The 18,558-nt window shown below is 72.5% G+C and carries 15 protein-coding genes; 10 read left to right on the forward strand and 5 right to left on the reverse strand.

What is annotated here, in order from left to right; all coding sequences use genetic code 11:
• Window positions 1–42: 42 nt before the first annotated feature.
• Window positions 43–885 carry a pseudouridine synthase gene (locus O2V63_RS07790; RefSeq protein ID WP_269166978.1) on the forward strand — a complete coding sequence of 281 codons (843 nt, stop codon included), beginning with the start codon at window positions 43–45 and terminating at the stop codon, window positions 883–885.
• 142 nt (window positions 886–1,027) lie between these two features.
• Here O2V63_RS07790 and O2V63_RS07795 read toward each other — a convergent pair whose 3' ends face one another.
• The 4 genes from O2V63_RS07795 to O2V63_RS07810 all read right to left on the reverse strand — a co-directional run bounded on the left by O2V63_RS07795 (window position 1,028) and on the right by O2V63_RS07810 (window position 5,326).
• Window positions 1,028–2,122, reverse strand: a complete 1,095-nt coding sequence (locus tag O2V63_RS07795) for a LacI family DNA-binding transcriptional regulator (RefSeq protein WP_269166979.1) — start codon at window positions 2,120–2,122, stop codon at window positions 1,028–1,030.
• Between the two features lie 43 nt (window positions 2,123–2,165).
• Window positions 2,166–3,002, reverse strand: a complete 837-nt coding sequence (locus O2V63_RS07800; protein WP_269166980.1) for a carbohydrate ABC transporter permease — start codon at window positions 3,000–3,002, stop codon at window positions 2,166–2,168.
• Window positions 3,003–3,039: 37 nt separating this feature from the next.
• Window positions 3,040–3,888: a carbohydrate ABC transporter permease gene (locus tag O2V63_RS07805; protein WP_269166981.1), complete on the reverse strand. Its 849-nt coding sequence runs from the start codon at window positions 3,886–3,888 to the stop codon at window positions 3,040–3,042.
• A gap of 142 nt (window positions 3,889–4,030) precedes the next feature.
• A complete protein-coding gene (locus tag O2V63_RS07810; protein ID WP_269166982.1) occupies window positions 4,031–5,326 on the reverse strand; it encodes an ABC transporter substrate-binding protein in 1,296 nt (431 codons plus the stop codon).
• 106 nt (window positions 5,327–5,432) lie between these two features.
• Here O2V63_RS07810 and O2V63_RS07815 point away from each other — a divergent pair, with 106 nt between their 5' ends.
• The 4 genes from O2V63_RS07815 to arfA all read left to right on the forward strand — a co-directional run bounded on the left by O2V63_RS07815 (window position 5,433) and on the right by arfA (window position 11,715).
• Window positions 5,433–6,704 (forward strand): endo-1,4-beta-xylanase, encoded by a 1,272-nt coding sequence (locus O2V63_RS07815; RefSeq protein WP_269166983.1) that lies wholly within the window; start codon window positions 5,433–5,435, stop codon window positions 6,702–6,704.
• A gap of 126 nt (window positions 6,705–6,830) precedes the next feature.
• A complete protein-coding gene (locus O2V63_RS07820; protein ID WP_269166984.1) occupies window positions 6,831–9,173 on the forward strand; it encodes a glycoside hydrolase family 3 N-terminal domain-containing protein in 2,343 nt (780 codons plus the stop codon).
• Window positions 9,173–10,207 carry an acetylxylan esterase gene (locus O2V63_RS07825; protein ID WP_269166985.1) on the forward strand — a complete coding sequence of 345 codons (1,035 nt, stop codon included), beginning with the start codon at window positions 9,173–9,175 and terminating at the stop codon, window positions 10,205–10,207. The genes O2V63_RS07820 and O2V63_RS07825 overlap by 1 nt, the downstream gene beginning before the upstream one ends.
• Entirely contained in the window at window positions 10,207–11,715 is a 1,509-nt protein-coding gene (gene arfA / locus O2V63_RS07830; protein ID WP_269166986.1) for an arabinosylfuranosidase ArfA, read from the forward strand. Before O2V63_RS07825 ends, arfA begins: the two co-directional genes overlap by 1 nt.
• A gap of 59 nt (window positions 11,716–11,774) precedes the next feature.
• Here the strand turns inward: arfA and O2V63_RS07835 are convergent, their stop codons facing one another.
• Window positions 11,775–12,767 (reverse strand): LacI family DNA-binding transcriptional regulator, encoded by a 993-nt coding sequence (locus O2V63_RS07835; RefSeq protein WP_269166987.1) that lies wholly within the window; start codon window positions 12,765–12,767, stop codon window positions 11,775–11,777.
• Window positions 12,768–13,216: 449 nt separating this feature from the next.
• On the opposite strand from O2V63_RS07835, the gene xylA reads away from it, so the two are divergent.
• The 5 genes from xylA (at window position 13,217) to aroH (ending at window position 18,422) form a co-directional block, all read left to right on the forward strand.
• On the forward strand, window positions 13,217–14,407 hold the full coding sequence (gene xylA / locus O2V63_RS07840) for a xylose isomerase (RefSeq protein ID WP_269166988.1): 1,191 nt from the start codon (window positions 13,217–13,219) through the stop codon (window positions 14,405–14,407).
• 36 nt (window positions 14,408–14,443) lie between these two features.
• Complete coding sequence (xylB, locus tag O2V63_RS07845; protein ID WP_269166989.1) at window positions 14,444–15,865, forward strand: xylulokinase; 1,422 nt, start codon at window positions 14,444–14,446, stop codon at window positions 15,863–15,865.
• 104 nt (window positions 15,866–15,969) lie between these two features.
• On the forward strand, window positions 15,970–17,037 hold the full coding sequence (locus O2V63_RS07850; protein WP_269166990.1) for an ABC transporter ATP-binding protein: 1,068 nt from the start codon (window positions 15,970–15,972) through the stop codon (window positions 17,035–17,037).
• On the forward strand, window positions 17,034–17,951 hold the full coding sequence (locus O2V63_RS07855) for an aldose 1-epimerase family protein (RefSeq protein WP_269166991.1): 918 nt from the start codon (window positions 17,034–17,036) through the stop codon (window positions 17,949–17,951). Before O2V63_RS07850 ends, O2V63_RS07855 begins: the two co-directional genes overlap by 4 nt.
• 108 nt (window positions 17,952–18,059) lie before the next feature.
• The gene (gene aroH / locus O2V63_RS07860) at window positions 18,060–18,422 is read left to right on the forward strand and encodes a chorismate mutase (RefSeq protein WP_164701331.1); all 363 of its coding nucleotides are present in this window, start codon (window positions 18,060–18,062) and stop codon (window positions 18,420–18,422) included.
• The last annotated feature ends 136 nt before the right edge of the window (window positions 18,423–18,558 follow it).

Consider the following 18,558-nt stretch of genomic DNA (forward strand, 5'->3'; position numbering starts at 1 on the left):
GTGTGGTCGAGCGGGCACTGCCCAGGTGGGAGACTGGTGGAGATGGACACGACTGCAGACGACACGCCCACCACCTCCGGCGGCGAGGGCTGGTCCGAGGACATGGAGCTCGCCCCGGCGCACCCCCGGGACGCCGGGCCGACCGAGCCCGACGACGACGCCCAGGGCGAGCGGCTGCAGAAGGTCCTCGCCCGGGCCGGGGTCGGCTCCCGCCGGGTGTGCGAGGACATGATCGACCAGGGCCGGATCTCGGTGGACGGCCAGGTCGTCCGGGTCCAGGGCAAGCGGGTCGACCCGGACAGCGTCGTCATCGCCGTTGACGGCCGGCGGATCGACATCCGCAACGACAAGGTCACCTACGCGATGAACAAGCCCTTCGGCGTCATCACCTCGATGAGCGACGACCGCGGGCGGCCCACCGTCGGCGACATGATGGGCGACCTGGCCACCGGGCTGGTGCACGTCGGGCGGCTGGACCAGGACACCGAGGGCCTGCTGCTGCTCACCACCGACGGCGAGCTGGCCCACCGGCTGGCGCACCCCTCGTACGAGGTGAAGAAGACCTACCTCGCGCAGGTCAGCGGCTCGGTGTCGCGGGAGGTGACCCGCCGGCTGCGCAAGGGCGTGGAGCTGGAGGACGGCGCCGTCGTCGTCGACTCGTTCCAGGTCGTGGACACCCACGCCGGGCAGTCGGTCGTGGAGGTCGTGCTGCACGAGGGCCGCAAGCACGTCGTGCGCCGGCTGCTCGACGAGGTCGGGCTCCCGGTCAACCGGCTGACCCGTACCGCCATCGGCCCGATCGAACTGGCCCGGATGCGCAGCGGCACGATCCGCAAGCTCACCCGTACCGAGGCCGGCGCCCTGCACGAGCTCGTCGGCCTCTGAGGGAACGCCCTCCTGCCCGCGCCACGCAGGAGGGTCCGCCACACACGACTGCGGCCGCCGACCCATTGGGGTCGGCGGCCGCAGTCGTGTGTGGCCCGGCATCAGAGCGGGCGTGACCTCCACCGGGGTGGAGGCGGACCGGTCAGCGGACCTGCACCGGCGGAGCGGTGGACGAGCGCAGCACGAGCGAGGTGTCCAGGGTCCGGTCGAGGTCGTGCACGTCCTCCCCGGCGATCAGGGCGAGGAGCATCTCGGCGGCCTCCTGGCCCATCCGACGGATCGGCTGCTGCACCGTCGTCAACGAGGGCTCGGCGAGCACCGACTCGGGGATGTTGTCGAAGCCGACGACCGACAGCTGACCGGGCACGTCGATGCCGAGATCCCGCGCGACCTCCAGCACTGCCAGCGCAGAGAGGTCGTTCGCCGCGAACACCGCGGTCGGTCGATCGGTGCCAGACAGCAGCTCACGAGCCGCCACGCGCGAGAGTCCCGGCTCGAACCCGCCGGAGCGCACGAGCGCCTGGTCGACGCACAGTCCCGCGGCGGCCATCGCCTCGCGGTAGCCCTGCTCCCGCTGCTGCGCGGACATCAGGTCCGAGCGACCGGTGATCATGCCGATCCGCGTGTGCCCGAGCTCGATCAGGTGCTCGACCCCGAGCCGGGCGCCCTGGAGGTTGTGCGCGGCCACGGCAGGCAGTGCCGACGGCCCGGCCTGCGGGTCGACCGCCACCACCGGTCCGTCGGCCTGCACGTCGGTGACCGTCGGCGTGACCAGCACGGCACCGTCGACCAGGGTCGCCATCAACCGGGTGAGCGAGCGCCGCTCCCAGCCCTCCCGGGCCTCCTCGTGACCACCGGCTGAGTAGGCGATCAACTCGTACCCGGTGCCGTGGACGGCGTCGGCCACGCCCTTGAGGACCTCGGTGCTGAAGGGCTCGAAGTCCATGACGAGCACGCCGACGACGTTGGTGCGACGGTTGCGCAGGCTGCGGGCGACGAGGCTCGCCTCGTAGCCGAGCCGGTCGATCACCCGGGTGACGTGGTCGACGGTCTCCGTCGAGACGCCGTACCGCCCGTTGATCACCTTCGACACGGTCGAGATCGAGACGCCGGCCTCTGCGGCGACCTGCTGCATCGTCACCCTGCCGCGCAACGGGGGCGTGGGGACGCGCGTACCCGCGCCCGCGCCCACGAGCAGGCCCGGGACGACGTCGTCCGGCGTCGAGTCGAGCTTCACCGACCACCCTCTCCTGGTCCGGGACCGGCACCGGGTGCCCGGCTCATCCCTTGACCGCGCCCTGGAGCCCGCTGACGATCCGCCCCTGCATCGCGAGGAACAGGACGAGCGCCGGGATCATCGCGATGGTGGTGAACGCCAGCACCCCCGCGGTGTCGGCAGAGTACTGGGTCGAGAAGTCGGCCACGCCCAGCGGCAGGGTGCGCGTCTCGTCCCGCAGCAGGAGCAGCGGGAGGAGGTAGGCGTTCCAGGAGGTGACGAAGGCCAGCACCCCGACCGTGACCAGGGCCGGCATCGACAGCGGGACCGCGATGCGCCAGAAGACACCGACGCGGGTCGCGCCGTCGAGCATGGCCGCCTCTTCCAGCTCCTTGGGCAGCGCCGCCAGGAACGGCCGCAGGATGACGACCGTGACCGGCAGTGCGAACGCCGCCTGCGGCAGGGCGACGCCCCACCAGGTGTCGCCGAGCCCCAGGTCCTGGGTCACGAGGATGAACAGCGGGATGATGGCCACCGCGGCCGGGAAGAGCAGACCCAGCACGAAGACCAGGAACAGGGGCTCCCGGAGCTTGAACTGGTAGCGCGCCAGGGGATAGGCGGCCATCACACCGGCGAGCACCGCCACCACCGTGGTGATGAGGGCGATCGCGGTCGAGTTGAGCGTGTACTGCCAGAAGGCCGAACTGCTGAAGACGCTGGTGTAGTTGCTGAACACCCACGGGTCGGGCAGCCCGGCGGGGTCGCGTGCCAACTGGGCGTTGCTGCGGAAGCCGCCGAGGGCGCCGTAGAGCACCGGCCCCAGCGTGGCCGCCACGACCACCAGCGCCATCAGGTAGACCAACGGGCCGCCTCGCCCGTACGCGTTCGCTCGCCGTGCCATCAGCGCCGTCCTCCTCGTCGTCCGTGCTGGGCCCGGTTCATGCGTCGGCCTTCGTGTCGCGGCGCAGCACCAGGGCCTGGTACGCCAGCGCCATGACGAAGCCGATGACGAAGAGCACCACGGATGCCGCGCCCGCGATCCCGTAGTTGCTGCGCTGGGTGCCCATGCTGATCAGGTAGGTGACCATCGTGGTCGTGGCGTTCGCCGGGCCACCGCCGGTGAGGATCCAGACCATGTCGAACAGCTGCAGCGAGCCGATCATCGACAGGAAGACCCAGGTGCGGATGGTGGGCGCGAGGAGCGGGACGGCGATGCGGCGCTGGACCTGCCACCACGAGGCGCCGTCGAGTTGCGCGGCCTCGTGCAGTTCGTCGGGGACGCCCTGCAGCCCGGCGAGGAAGAGGAGCACGGCCAGGCCGAGGTACTTCCACGTCAGGACGACGAAGACGGTGGCCAGCGCGAGGTCGGGTGTGCCCAGGAAGCCCTGCTCGGGGACCGGGATCCCGATCGACGACAGGGTCCGCTCGAGGATCCCGGTGCGGGGCTGCAGCAGCTGGAACCACACGACGCCGGCGATCACCTCGGCCAGCACGTACGGGACGAAGACGATCGTCCGCAGCAGCCCGCGCCCCTTGATGCGGCGGTTGAGCAGCAGCGCCAGCGCCAGGCCCAGCGGCAGCTGCACCGCGATCGAGGCGAAGACGATGATGAAGTTGTGCATGACCGCGTCGGTGAAGACCTCGTCGGTCAGCACGCGCAGGTAGTTCTCCAGGCCGATGAAGTCGTCCATCGGGCCGAAGCCCTGCCAGCTGTAGAGCGACATCCGGGCCGCGGAGAAGACCGGGTAGAGGACGAAGACGGCCATCAGCGCGAGGGCTGGCGTCACGAACAGGAGGATCTCGAGGCGCTGCCGACGCATCCCGCTCCGGCGGCGGCCGGTCACCCGGGGGGCGTCTGCGCCGCCCCGGGTGACCGCTGCGCCGGGGGACGTCGCCGCCGGCGCAGCGGTCACTCTGGTCATCGGTGGATCACTTCTCCAGTTCGGCGGCCTGCATGGTGGCGTCCACGATCTCCTGCGGCGTCGCCTCGCCGGCGAACATCAGGGCGATCGAGTCGTTCATCGCGCCACCGATCGACTGCCCGAAGGCGGTGTCGAAGTAGAGCTGGATGTACGGGGCCGCGTCGCGGACCTCCAGCAGCTGGGCGAGTGCCGGGTCGGAGACGGCGCTCGTGGCGGCCGGGTTGGTCGGGAGACCCATGTCGTTCTCCGCGAACCCGGTCTGCACCTCGTCGGAGAGCAGGTACTTGACGAGGTCCACCGATGCGTCGGGTGCCTCGGTCGAGACGGCCCACGCGTCACCACCGCCGAGCTGTGCCGTGGGGTCGCCCTCGCCACCCTCGATCTCCGGGAAGGCGAACCAGCCGGTGTTCTCGCCGAGGCCCGTGCCGTCCTCGGTCAGGCCCTGCATGACGCCGGGCTCCCAGTGGCCGGCCAGCTCCATCGCGACCTGGTCGGTGGCGAGCAGGCCGGACGCCGAGGTGGCCCCCTCCTGCGCCGGGGTCGTGAGGAACCCGGGGTTGAACGGCTCGGTGGCCAACAGCTCCTGCAGCACCTCGCCGGCCTCCACGAAGCACTCGTCGGTGAAGTCGAGGCTGGTGACCGCGTCCTCGAGGACGTCCTGGCCGCAGGCGCGCAGCGCCGTGTAGTACCAGTAGTGGGCGGCGGGCCACTTGTCGCCCGCGCCGACCGAGAGGGGCGTGATGCCCGCGGCCTTCAGCTTCTCGATGGCCGCGTAGAGCTCCTCCATCGTCTGCGGAGCCTCGGTGATCCCGGCCTGCTCGAAGAGCTCGGTGTTGTACCAGAAGCCGACGACGCCGAGGGAGAACGGCAGTGCGTAGGTCTGGCCGTCGACCTGCCACCCGGACACGTTGCCGCCGAGCTTCTCGATCGTCTCGTCGGCCTCCTGGGTGAGGTCGCGGACCAGGCCGGCCTCCACGTGGTCGGCGAGCTCGCCGCCGCCGCGCTCCATGTACACGTCCGGCAGGTCACCGCTCTGGAAGGCGGCCGCCAGCCGGTCGACCATGTCCTCGTGGGCCATGGCCTCGACCTCGACCTCGACCCCCGGGTTGGCCTCTTCGAACTCCGCGGCCACCTGCTCGTAGTAGCCCCGGCCGGGCTCGTTGTTGGAGTTGTGCCACCAGGTGATCGTGTTGTCGTCACCCCCGGCTGCACTGGTTTCCTCACCGCCACCACAGGCAGTGGCCGTCAGCAGCACCGCGCTGCCGCACAGCACCGAGAGAGCTGCTCGCCCCGAACGCCGCATGTCTGACCCCTTCGTCACTTCGCACGCCGTCGTGGCGTGCAACACGTTTATGAAGGTCGCAGCGGACACTTGCGTTGTCAATCGATGTCGATAACGATTTCGCACCATGACCCCTGCTGCTGCCGCTGACGCGGCTCGCGTGATCGACGCCACGCTCACGGTACGACGGGCGGACGGTTCCCCCTGTGCGGACACCGAGGTGCTGGTCGAGCAGGTCCGGCACCAGTTCGCGTTCGGCAACATCGGGTTCGACTTCGTCGGGCTGGCCAACCAGGAGCAGGGGGCGGGCCGGGAGAATGTGTTCGGCGGCGCCGATCCAGCCGCCGCCGGGCGGCTCGAGGAGCTGTTCCTCGACGTCTTCAACACCGCGACGCTGCCCTTCTACTGGGCCGGCTTCGAACCCGCGGAGGGCCGGCCGGACACCGCGCGGCTGCAGGCTGCGGCCCGGTGGTTCCGTGACCGGGGCGTGGCGGTCAAGGGCCACCCGCTGGTCTGGCACACGCTGGCCCCGGACTGGTTGCGGGAGCACACCGACGCCGAGGTCGAGGAGATCGTGCGCGCACGGGTGCGGCGGGAAGTCGGCTCCTTCGCCGGCCTGGTCGACACCTGGGACGCGATCAACGAGGTCGTGATCATGCCGGTGTTCACCAACGAGGAGCGGCAGAACGCGATCACCCGGCTGTGCCGGCGGATCGGACGGATCCCCACCATCCGGCTCGCCTTCGACGAGGCGCACGGCACGAACCCGGCCACGACGCTGGTCCTCAACGACTTCAACCTCGGCACGGCCTACGAGTGCCTGATCGAGGGCGTCCTGGAGGCCGGGGTGCAGGTGGACGCGATCGGCCTGCAGAGCCACATGCACCAGGGCTACTGGGGCGAGGAGCGGACGCAGGAGGTCTGCGACCGGTTCGCCCGCTACGGGCTGCCGCTGCACTGGACCGAGACGACCCTGGTCTCCGGCGACCTCATGCCACCCGAGATCGTGGACCTCAACGACCACCAGGTCGACGAGTGGCCCTCCACACCGGCGGGCGAGGAGCGGCAGGCCGACGACATCGTCCGCCACTACCGGACGCTGCTGGCCCACCCCGCGGTGCAGGCCGTGACCTACTGGGGGATCACCGATCGGGGCGCCTGGCTGGGCGCGCCCGCCGGGCTGGTGCGCGCCGACGGCACACCCAAGCCGGCGTACGACGCCCTCCGCAGCCTGGTCAAGGAGGACTGGTGGCTGGCCCCGACCCGGTTGCGGACCGACGGTGCGGGCCGGGTCGCCGTGCGCGGCTGGGCCGGCGACTACTCGGTCTCGGTGGCAGGCGGCACGGCCACCTGTCAGCTGCGGCCCGACGCGCCGACGCCGGTGGTCACCCTCCCCTGACCGCGCACCACCCCGGGGCCGGGGCAGGATGGAGCGGACGCAGCACCTGCCGCAGCCGTCCCCAGCACAGGCGGCTCCTCGGATCGCCGCACCAGCGAACACGACACAGGACGGACTCTCGCAAGCATGGTCACGAACGCCGACAACGGCCCTGCGCTCTGGCGCGACCCGGACACCCGGGCTGAGGACAGGGTGGCGGACCTCCTCCGCCGCATGACGCTGGAGGAGAAGATCGCGCAGCTCTACGGCGTGTGGGTGGGCATCGACGCGACCGAGGGTGAGGTCGCCCCGCACCAGCACGAGATGGCCGCAGCGCCGGTGGACTGGGAGGAGCTGATCCGCAGCGGGCTCGGGCAGCTGACCAGGCCGTTCGGCACGGCACCGGTGGACCCGCTGGTGGGGGCCAAGGGGCTGGCGGAGAGCCAGCGGCAGATCATGGCCGCCGGCCGCTTCGGCATCCCCGCGCTGGTGCACGAGGAGTGCCTCACCGGGCTGGCCGCGTGGACGGCGACCGTCTTCCCCTCCCCGCTGTGCTGGGCGGCCAGCTTCGATCCGGAGCTCGTGCAGCGCATGGGCGCCCTCATCGGGGAGAACATGCGCCGGCTGGGTGTCCACCAGGGGCTGGCCCCGGTGTTCGACGTCGCCCGCGACCTGCGTTGGGGCCGGGTCGAGGAGACGATGGGCGAGGACCCGCACCTGGTCGGCACGATCGGCAGCGCCTACGTCCGCGGCCTGGAGTCCAGCGGCATCGTCGCGACGCTCAAGCACTTCGTCGGCTACTCCGCCTCCCGGGCCGGCCGCAACCTCGCCCCGGTCTCCGCCGGGCCGCGAGAGATCGCCGACGTGTTCCTCCCGCCCTTCGAGATGGCCCTGAAGGCCGGGGCGCGGTCGGTGATGAACTCCTACACCGACATCGACGGGGTGCCCTCGGCAGGGGACCCGGCGCTGCTGACGTCACTGCTCCGGGAGACCTACGGGTTCACCGGCACGGTCGTCGCCGACTACTTCTCGATCGCCTTCCTGCAGGCCCTGCACGGTGTCGCCGGCTCGCCCGGCGAGGCCGCCGCGCTCGCCCTCGAGGCCGGGATCGACGTGGAGCTGCCCACGGTGGCCTGCTACGGCCAGCCCCTGGTCGACGCGGTCCGCAGCGGTGCGGTGGACGAGGCGCTGGTCGACCGGGCGCTGCGCCGGGTGCTGCTGCAGAAGTGCGAGCTCGGCCTGCTCGACGCCGACTGGTCGCCGGACTCGCCGGCGGTCCTGGACGGGGCCGTCTCGCTCGACTCCGCGGAGTCCCGGGCGGTGGCCGGCGACCTCGCCCGCCGGTCGGTCGTGCTGCTGGCCAACGACGGGACACTGCCCCTGCGCCCCGGGGCCAAGTTGGCGGTGGTGGGTCCCCGCGCGGACACCGCACAGGCGATGCTCGGCTGCTACTCCTTCCCGATGCACGTGGGCGTGCACCACCCGGAGGTGCCGGTGGGCGTCGACATCCCTACGCTCGCCGAGGCGATGAAGGCCGCGCCGGAGGCCTACGACGTCGTCGTCGCCGAGGGCTGCCCGGTGGTGGGCGGCGACGACGAGGCGATCGCGGCCGCCGCACGCGCTGCGGCCGAGGCCGACGTGTGCGTCGCCGTCCTCGGTGACCAGGCGGGCCTGTTCGGCAACGGGACCTCCGGTGAGGGCTGCGACGCCGTGGACCTCCGGCTGCCGGGGCGCCAGGAGGAGCTGCTGGAGGCCCTGCTGGCGACCGGCACCCCGGTGGTGCTCGTCCTGCTGGTCGGCCGCCCGTACGAGCTGTCCCGGCAGGTCGACCGGCTCGCCGCGGTGGTGTGCGGCTTCTTCCCCGGCGAGGAGGGTGGCCCCGCGGTCGCCGACGTCCTCAGCGGCCGGGTCGGCCCGTCGGGCCGGCTGCCGGTGAGCTTCCCCCGCGCAGGCAGCAGTCAGCCCGGGACCTACCTCGCCGCGGCTCTCGGCCGGCACACCGACGTGAGCAGTGTCGACCCGACGCCGCTGTTCCCGTTCGGGCACGGCCTGGGGTACGGCTCGGCCATCTGGGGCGACGTCCGGCTGGGCGCCGGCGCGGAGTGGGACACCGCCGGGACCACCGAGGTCGAGGTCGAGCTCCGCAACGACACCGACCGGGAGGTCACCGAGGTGGTGCAGGTCTACCTGCACGACGTCGCCGCCGAGGTGGTCCGGCCCGTGCAGGCGCTGATGGCCGCCCAGCGGGTCGACCTCGCGGCGGGCGGCGCGGCGACCGTGCGCTTCCGGCTGCACGCCGACCTCACCTCCTTCACCGGGCGCGAGGGCGCGCGGATCGTCGAGCCGGGCGAGGTGGAGCTCCGGGTGGGCGCGTCGAGCACCGACGTCCGGCAGGTCCTCCGGTGCACCCTCACCGGCAGCCGCCGCACCGTCGGGTTCGAGCGGCAGCTGCACCCCGAGACGGTGGTCGAGCACCGGCGCGACGGCTGATGCCGCACACCGACCTGCCCCTGGAGGAGCTCCGGCGCTACGCCCCGCACCTGCCCGCGCCGGAGGACCTGCAGGAGTTCTGGGACGCCACCTTCCAGGAGGCGGGGCGGTGGCCGCTTGACGCCTCCTGGACGCCGGTCGACTCCGGGCTGACGACCGTCGAGACCCTCGACGTGTCCTTCGCCGGCGCCGGCGGCTCGCCGGTGCGCGCCTGGCTGCACATGCCCGCCCGCGCGCTGCGCGGAGACCGGCCGCTGCCCGGGGTGGTCCAGTACCAGGGCTACAACGGCGGCCGCGGGCTGCCGCACGAGCACGTCTTCTGGGCCTCGGCGGGGTTCGCCCAGCTGGTGGTCGACACCCGTGGTCAGGGCAGCGGCTGGACGGTGGGGGACACCGGCGACCCGGTGGGCTCGGCGGCCGCGCAACCGGGGTTCCTGACCCGGGGCGTGCTGTCGCCGCAGGAGTACTACTACCGGCGGGTCTACACCGACGCCGTCCGGGCTGTGGAGGCGCTGCGCGGTCACCCGGACGTCGACGGTGACCGCGTCGCGGTGGCCGGCATCAGTCAGGGCGGTGGGATCGCGCTGGCCGTCTCGGCGTTCGCGCCCGGTGTGCGGGCGGTCATGCCCGACGTGCCGTTCCTCTGCGACTTCCCGCGCGCTACGCGGGTCGCCCCGGGCGATCCGTACGGGGAGATCGTCCGGTACCTCAAGGCACACCGCGACCGGGTGGACCGCGTCTTCGCGACGTTGAGCTACTTCGACGCCGCGGTGCTCGGCCGCCTGGCCTCGGCTCCGGCGCTGTTCTCCGTGGCCCTGATGGACCAGATCTGCCCGCCGTCCACGGTGTTCGCTGCCTACCACGCCTACGGCGGCCCCAAGGACATCCGGGTCTACCCGTACAACGACCACGAGGGCGGCGAGGTCCACCAGCAGCGCGAGCAGCTCACCTGGCTGCGCAGCCAGCTCGAGGCGCCCACCGCGTCCGGCCCGGCGGGGGTCGAGCCGCCCACCGAGCTCTCACGGGGGACCTGATGCTCCACGCCCGTCTCACGCTGGACCCGGCGCGATCGGTGGGTCCGGTGTCCCGGCGGCTCTTCGGCGCCTTCGTCGAGCACATGGGCCGCGGGGTGTACGGCGGCATCCACGAGCCGGCGCACCCGACGGCGGACGCGGACGGCTTTCGCCGGGACGTGATCGACCTGGTCAAGGAGCTGGGGGTGACGACGGTCCGTTACCCCGGGGGCAACTTCGTCTCCGGGTTCCGGTGGGAGGACAGCGTCGGACCGCGCAGCGAGCGCCCCGTGCGGCTCAACCTCGCCTGGCACAGCACCGAGACCAACGAGGTCGGGCTGCACGAGTTCGCCTCGTGGCTGGAGAAGGTCGACGCCGAGCTGATGCTGGCCGTGAACCTCGGCACCCGCGGCATCCTCGAGGCCCTCGACCTGCTCGAGTACGCCAACGTGCCCTCCGGCACGGCGCTCGCGGAGCAGCGGATCCGCAACGGGCGCACGCAGCCGTTCGACGTGCGGATGTGGTGTCTGGGCAACGAGATGGACGGACCCTGGCAGCTCGGCCAGATCTCCGCCGAGGACTACGGCAAGCTCGCCTCCCGGACCGCGAAGGCCCTGCGCCAGGTCGACCCGGACCTGGAGCTCGTCGCCTGCGGCTCGTCGGGCGCCGGCATGCCCACCTTCGGGGAGTGGGAGCGGGTGGTGCTCAGCCACGCCTACGACGACGTGGACTTCATCTCCTGCCACGCCTACTACGAGGAGAAGGACGGCGACCTGGACTCCTTCCTGGCGTCCGCGACCGCCACCGACCACTTCATCGAGACGGTCGTCGCCACCGCCGACCACGTGGGCTCGGTGCGCAGGAGCTCGAAGCGGATGGACATCTCCTTCGACGAGTGGAACGTCTGGTACGCCTCGAGGGTGCAGTCGGGCCTGCCCAAGCGGATCGACGACTGGCCGGTCGCGCCGGCCATCAGCGAGGAGCCCTACACCGTGGCCGACGCCGTCGTCGTCGGCAACGTCCTGATGTCGCTGATCCGCCATGCGGACCGCGTGACCAGTGCCTCGATGGCCCAGCTGGTCAACGTGATCGCTCCGATCGCCGCCGAGCCGCAGGGGCCGGCGTGGCGGAAGTCGACGTTCTTCCCCTTCGCGACCACCTCTCGGCTGGCGCGGGGCGTCGCCCTCCACGTGGACGTCGACGCCCCGAGCCACGTCACCGCCGAGCACGGTGCGGTGCCGCTGGTCGATGCCGCGGCCACCGCCGACGTCGACGCGGGCATGGCGGCGCTGTTCCTGGTGAACCGGTCGCAGGTCGAGGAAGCGGAGGTCTCCGTGGACGTGTCGGCGCTCGGCGTGAGCACCGTCGAGGAGGCGCTGACGCTGTCCGACCCGGACCCGTACGCCGCGAACACCAGCGAGCGGCCGGCGCGGGTCGGGTTGCGGCCGAACCTGCGGGCGACGGTGGCGGACGGCACGCTGCGCGTGACGCTGCCGCCGGTGTCGTGGACGGCGGTGTCCCTCCGCTGAGCACCGCCGCCGGGACCTGCGAGGACGAGCGGTCCCGGCGGCCGGCCCGCCGGGGGATCTCAGGAGGGGCGGGCGGTGGAGGCCCGGGGCACCAGCTGCGTGGCCAGTTCCACCCGCTGGGTCTCCAGGCGGGTGCCGGTGATGAGGTCGTGGAGCATGCGGCCGGCCATGCGCCCCATGTCGGCCAGGGGCTGCCGGACGGTGGTCAGCGGCGGCGAGGACCAGCGGGCCATCGGCAGGTCGTCGAAGCCGACCACGCTCACATCGCCCGGGACGGACAGGCCGGCCTGTCGCGCGGCCTCCAGCACACCGAAGGCCTGCTCGTCACTGCCCGCGAAGACGGCGGTGGGGCGATCGGCCAGCTCCAGCACCACCCGCGCCTGCTCGTACCCCCCCTCGTGGTGGAAGTTGCCGTGCCGCACCAGCGCCGGGTCGAAGGGGATGCCGGCCCGATCGAGGGCCGCCCGGTAGCCGTCGATGCGTGCGCGGCTGCAGAGGTAGTCCTCCTTACCGCCGATCACGGCGATCCGCCGGTGCCCGAGCTCGATGAGGTGCTCGGTCGCGGCGAGACCGCCGGACCAGTTGGTCGCACCGACGCTGGGAACCTCCTGACCGGGCATGTCGACCGGGTCGATGACGACGACCGGCAGCTTGGAGCCGCCCAGTCGCCGCTGGTCGGCCGCGGTCAGGCGAGAGGTGATCACGATGGCGCCCTGACGACCACCGGTGATGAGCTCCTGCACCCAGTCCCCGGCGGAGGACCGGGACAGGGTCGTGACCACGACCTCGAGGTCGGCCTCGGTCACCCCCCGCAGGATCTCCATCCCCCAGGGGCTGTCCAGCGCGGTGAAGACCACGTCGACGAGCGGGCGGGTCGGACCCCTGGGCGTCAGGGGGACGTACTTGTGCTGCTCGAGGACCTGCTGGACGTGCGCCCGGGTGGCGGCCGCGACGTCCTGCTTGCCGTTGAGCACCTTGGAGACCGTCGGCAACGACACCCCCGCCGCGGCGGCGATCACCGCCAGGGTGGGTCGGGTGGGGTGCTGTCTCACGGTGCCTCCTGGGGTCGTGCCGCGATGCCTGGCCCGGATGGACACCGGGTGTCGGCCGGGTGATCGTAACTTCAGCCCATTCCTGTCGAAAGACTTTCGGAAACCGTGCACCCACACGGGCGGCCGGGTCGCCTTGCGGCGGTGGTCGGACGACGGGAAGGGCAGTTCTGACTGTCCGGACAGTTGTGTCAACGGGTTCGAGCAGCGGCGTTGACACCGGACTCGCCGCGTCTTACGTTGTCGAAAACCGCCCGCAACTTTCGGGCCACATTGCTGGTTCGTTGGGTCGATCGGGGTCGCTGGCTCCCGGCCGACCGGCGGGGTGACACTGTCGGTGTCGCCCTCGTTGGCGAGTACCTGATCGCCCGCAGCACCCGCCGGCTCCGGTCCCGAGCCGTCCGGCGGGGACGCCGTCCTCCTGCTCCACAGTCTTCGAGAGGAACCGCCCGATGACCGACCTCACGCCCACCCGCGAGGACAAGTTCACCTTCGGCCTGTGGACCGTCGGCTGGCCGGCCGCGGACCCGTTCGGCACCGCCACCCGTGAGCCGGTGGACGTCGTCGAGTCGGTGCACCGGCTCGCCGAGATCGGTGCCTACGGCGTCACCTTCCACGACGACGACGTGATCCCCTTCGGCAGCGACACCAGCGCCCGGGACGCCCACATCAAGCGCTTCCGCGCCGCGATCGACGAGACCGGCCTGGTCGTGCCGATGGTCACGACCAACCTGTTCACCCACCCGGTGTTCAAGGAGGGTGGCCTGACCGCCAACGACCGCGAGGTGCGCCGCTACGCGATGCGCAAGGTCATGCGGAACATGGACCTGGCCGCCGAGCTGGGCGCGCAGACCTACGTGCTGTGGGGCGGCCGCGAGGGCGCCGAGGTCGACATGGCCAAGGACCTGATCGCCGCACTGGACCGCTACGCGGAGTCCATCGACACCCTGGCCGCCTACTCGGAGGCCCGCGGCTACGGCCTGAAGTTCGCCCTGGAGCCCAAGCCGAACGAGCCTCGCGGCGACATCTTCCTGCCCACCATCGGGCACGCGCTGGGCTTCATCGCCAAGCTCGAGCACTCCCACCTGGTGGGCCTGAACCCGGAGACCGGGCACGAGCAGATGGCCAACCTGAACTTCACCCACGGCATCGCCGAGGCGCTGTGGGCCGGCAAGCTGTTCCACATCGACCTCAACGGCCAGCACGGCCCGAAGTTCGACCAGGACCTGGTCTTCGGCCACGGTGACCTGCTGCAGGCCTTCTCGACCGTCGACCTGCTGGAGAACGGCGGCGTCGACGGCGCCCCGGCCTACACCGGTCCGCGGCACTTCGACTACAAGCCGCTGCGCACCGAGGACATGGACGGCGTGTGGCGTTCGGCCGCGGCCAACATCCGCACCTACCTGCTGCTCAAGGAGCGGGCCGCGGCGTTCCGGGCCGACCCGGAGGTGCAGGAGGCGCTGGCCGCTGCGCGGGTGCCCGAGCTGCGCCAGCCCACCCTCGCCGCGGGCGAGACCTTCGAGGACCTGCTGGCCGACCGCTCCGCGTTCGAGGACTTCGACGCCGAGGCCGTGGCCAAGCGCGGTGCCGGCGTCGTCCGGGTCGACCAGCTGATGATCGAGCACCTGCTCGGCGCCCGCTGAGCTGATCCCGACCGCAGAGAGCAGCAGGAGCAGGTCATGACGCTGGTGGCGGGGGTCGACTCATCGACCCAGTCGTGCAAGGTCGTCGTCCGGGAGGCCGAGACCGGCCGGCTGGTCCGTGAGGGCCGGGCGGGTCACCCGGAGGGCACCGAGGTCGACCCCGCCGCCTGGGAGGCGGCACTGCGGACGGCGATCGACGAGGCCGGCGGCCTCGCCGACGTCGCCGCGGTCGCCGTCGGCGGGCAGCAGCACGGGATGGTGTGCCTGGACGCCGACGGCGAGGTCGTCCGCCCGGCGCTGCTGTGGAACGACACCCGTTCCGCCCAGGCCGCCACCGACCTCACCGCCGAGTTCGGCGGCGGGCAGGCCTGGGCCGACGCCGTCGGCCTCGTGCCGGTCGCGTCGTTCACCGTCACCAAGCTCCGCTGGCTGGCCGAGCACGAGCCGGAGAACGCGGCCCGGACGGCGGCGGTCTGCCTCCCGCACGACTGGCTCACCTGGCGGCTGGCCGGCTCGCCGGGCCTGGACGGCCTGGTCACCGACCGGGGCGATGCCAGCGGCACCGGCTACTGGTCGCCGTTCACCGGGGACTACCGGACCGACCTGCTGGAGCGGGCGTTCGCTGGCCGCGCCCCGGTGCTGCCGCGCGTCCTCGGCCCGGCCGAGCAGGCCGGCGTCGTGGCGGCGGGCGCGGTCGCCGGCGACGGCGGCGCCGTCCTCGGTCCGGGGACCGGCGACAACGCCGCCGCGGCGCTCGGCATCAACGCCGAGCCCGGCGACGTCGTCCTCTCCATCGGCACCTCCGGCGTCGTCTCCACCGTCTCCACCACCCCGTCGGCCGACCCGACCGGCACCGTCGCCGGGTTCGCCGACGCCACCGGCAACTTCCTGCCCCTGGTCGTCACGCTCAACGCCGCCCGGGTGCTGGACGCGACGGCCCGTCTCCTCGGGGTGGACCACGACGAGCTGTCCCGGCTGGCGCTGACCGCGCCCGCCGGTTCCGGCGGCCTGGTCCTGGTCCCGTACCTGGAGGGGGAGCGGACGCCGGACAAGCCGTACGCCACCGGCGCGCTGCACGGGCTGACCCTGTCGACCGCCGACCCCGCGCACCTGGCGCGCGCCGCGGTGGAGGGGCTGCTGTGCGGCCTGGCCGACGGGCTCGAGGCGATCGCCGCCCAGGGCAACCCGGTGCGCCGGGTGCTCCTGGTCGGTGGCGGCGCGCGCTCCGAGGCCGTGCGCCGGCTGGCCCCTGCGGTGCTCGGGGTGCCGGTGCTGGTGCCGCCGCCGGGGGAGTACGTCGCCGACGGCGCCGCCCGCCAGGCCGCGTGGGTGCTGGCCGGTGGGGATGCCCCGCCGGTCTGGCCCGCGACCAGCACGCAGACCTACCAGGCGGACCCGGTCCCGTTCGTGCGCGAGCGGTACGCGGAGGCCCGGGAGATGACCGCCGACCGGGTCTGAACACCCGGCCCCGCCGCGAGGCGGTAGAACTTGCACGGCACCACGACGTCCACGGCACCACCCACTCGGATCGTCCGGCACGTTCCTGCCGGTAGGAGGACACCATGGCCACCGTTACCTTCGACTCCGCGACCCGGATCTACCAGGCGGGTCAGCGACCTGCGGTCGACTCGCTGGACCTGGAGGTCCAGGACGGGGAGTTCCTCGTCCTGGTCGGCCCGTCGGGCTGCGGGAAGTCCACGTCCCTGCGGATGCTCGCCGGGCTGGAGGAGGTCGACGGGGGGCGCATCCTCATCGGGGACCAGGACGTCACCGACGTCGCCCCCAAGGACCGGGACATCGCGATGGTGTTCCAGAACTACGCGCTCTACCCACACATGACGGTCGCGGACAACATGGGCTTCGCGCTGAAGATCGCCGGGATGGGCAAGGACGAGCGCCGCACCCGGGTGGAGGAGGCGGCCAGGCTGCTGGACCTGGAGCCCTACCTGGACCGCAAGCCCAAGGCGCTCTCCGGTGGCCAGCGGCAGCGCGTGGCGATGGGCCGGGCGATCGTGCGCAAGCCGCAGGTCTTCCTGATGGACGAGCCGCTGTCCAACCTGGACGCGAAGCTGCGGGTGCAGACCCGTACCCAGATCGCCTCGCTGCAGCGCCGGCTGGGCATCACCACCGTCTACGTCACCCACGACCAGGTCGAGGCGATGACCATGGGTGACCGGGTCGCGGTGCTCAAGGACGGCCTGCTCATGCAGGTCGGCGCCCCTCGTGAGCTGTACGACCGCCCGGCGAACGCCTTCGTCGCCGGTTTCATCGGCTCGCCGGCGATGAACCTGTTCGAGGTGCCGGTCGTCGACGGCGGTGTCCGGTTCGGCACGGCGCTGCAGCCGGTGGCGCGCGACGTGCTGGGTGCCGAGCCCAGGCTCACGCTCGGCGTGCGGCCCGAGGACCTCGACCTCTCCGCCGAGGGCCTGCCGGTGGAGATCGACGTGGTCGAGGAGCTCGGCGCGGACGCGTACCTGTACGGCCGGGCCCTGTTCGAGGACGTGGAGCAGCCGATCATCGCCCGGGTCGACGGCCGTCGTCCCCCGCGCTCGGGGGACGTCGTCCACGTGACGGCCCGCCCGGACCACGTGCACCTGTTCTCCCTCGAGTCCGGGGCGCGTCTGGGATGACGGTCCTGCCCACTGGAGAGCAGTTCGCCCTCCGCTGCGCCGGGGCCGAGGCGACCGTGGTCGAGGTGGGCGGCGGGCTGCGGTCCTACCACGTCGGGGGCCGGGCGGTCGTGGACGGCTACGGCGAGGACGAGATGGCCGGCACCGTTCGGGGACACGTGCTCGTCCCCTGGCCGAACCGGCTCGCCGACGGCTGCTACACCTGGGACGGCGAGGAGCACCGCACGCCGCTGAGCGAGCCGGAGCAGGCCAACGCGATCCACGGCCTGGTGCGCTTCTCGGCATGGCGCGTGGTCGACCGGAGCAGCGATGGCGTCACGCTGGAGCACCTGCTGCACCCGCAGCCCGGCTACCCGTTCGCCCTGCGCCTCCAGGTGGCCTACGAGCTGTCGACCGAGGGGCTGCGGGTCACCACGACCGCCGTCAACGAGGGGTCGGTCGCCCTGCCCTACGGCGAGGGGCACCACCCCTACCTGGCCGCCGGGCCAGGGCTGCTCGTGGACGACTGCGTGCTGGACGCGCCGGGGAGGACCCGGCTGGAGACCGACGGGCGGGGGATCCCCACCGGCTCGGTGCCGGTGGCCGGCACTCCCTACGACCTGCGCGGCGGCCGGACCGTCGGGGACCTGGTCATCGACCACGCCTTCACCGACCTCGAGCGGGACGCCGACGGGCTGGCCTGGGTGCGGTTGACCGGCCCGGACGGGCGTGGCGCTGCGCTCTGGCTCGACTCGGCCTACAGCCACCTGCAGCTGTTCACCGGCGACGTGGTGCCCGAGCCGCGCCGCCGGCAGGGGCTGGCGGTCGAGCCGATGACCTGCCCGCCGAACGCCTTCGCCACCGGGGAGTCGGTGATCCGCCTGGAACCGGGGGAGTCGACCACCGCGACCTGGGGCCTCGCGCCCCTGGGCTGAGCCGACCGACCACCTCTCCCGCGGTCCGGCGGGAGAGGTGGCGCGGGCTCCGTAGACTCGATCGAGGTGCACGGCGACCCGTGCACCGCATCGATCGAGGAGAGTGCTGTGGCCGTCCGAGCCATCCGCGGTGCGACCCAGGTGGCCGCCGACGACCGGGACGAGGTCCTGGAGGCCACCCGGGAGCTGGTGAGCACGGTCCTGGCCCGCAACGAGCTGGACCCCGCTGACCTGATCAGCATCCTGTTCACTGCCACGCCCGACCTGGTGTCGGAGTTCCCGGCGCTCGCCGCACGGGAGCTGGGGCTGGGCGACGTGCCGCTGATGTGCGCCACCGAGATCGCGGTGCCGCACGCCCTGCCCCGGGTGCTGCGCCTGATGGCGCACGTGGAGACCGACCGCGACCGGGCCGCCGTCCAGCACGTCTACCTGCGCGGGGCCGTGGCGCTCCGCCGGGACATCGCGCAGTGAGTGAGCATCGAGTGAGCGCCAGCGAGCGAGGAGCGGAGCGAACGTCGCTGCGCAGGGGGATCGCGCAGTGAGTGAGCATCGAGTGAGCGCCAGCGAGCGAGGAGCGGAGCGAACGTCGCTGCGCAGGGGGATCGCG

This window comes from Modestobacter sp. VKM Ac-2977 (assembly GCF_026968045.1).
Taxonomy (GTDB): domain Bacteria; phylum Actinomycetota; class Actinomycetes; order Mycobacteriales; family Geodermatophilaceae; genus Modestobacter.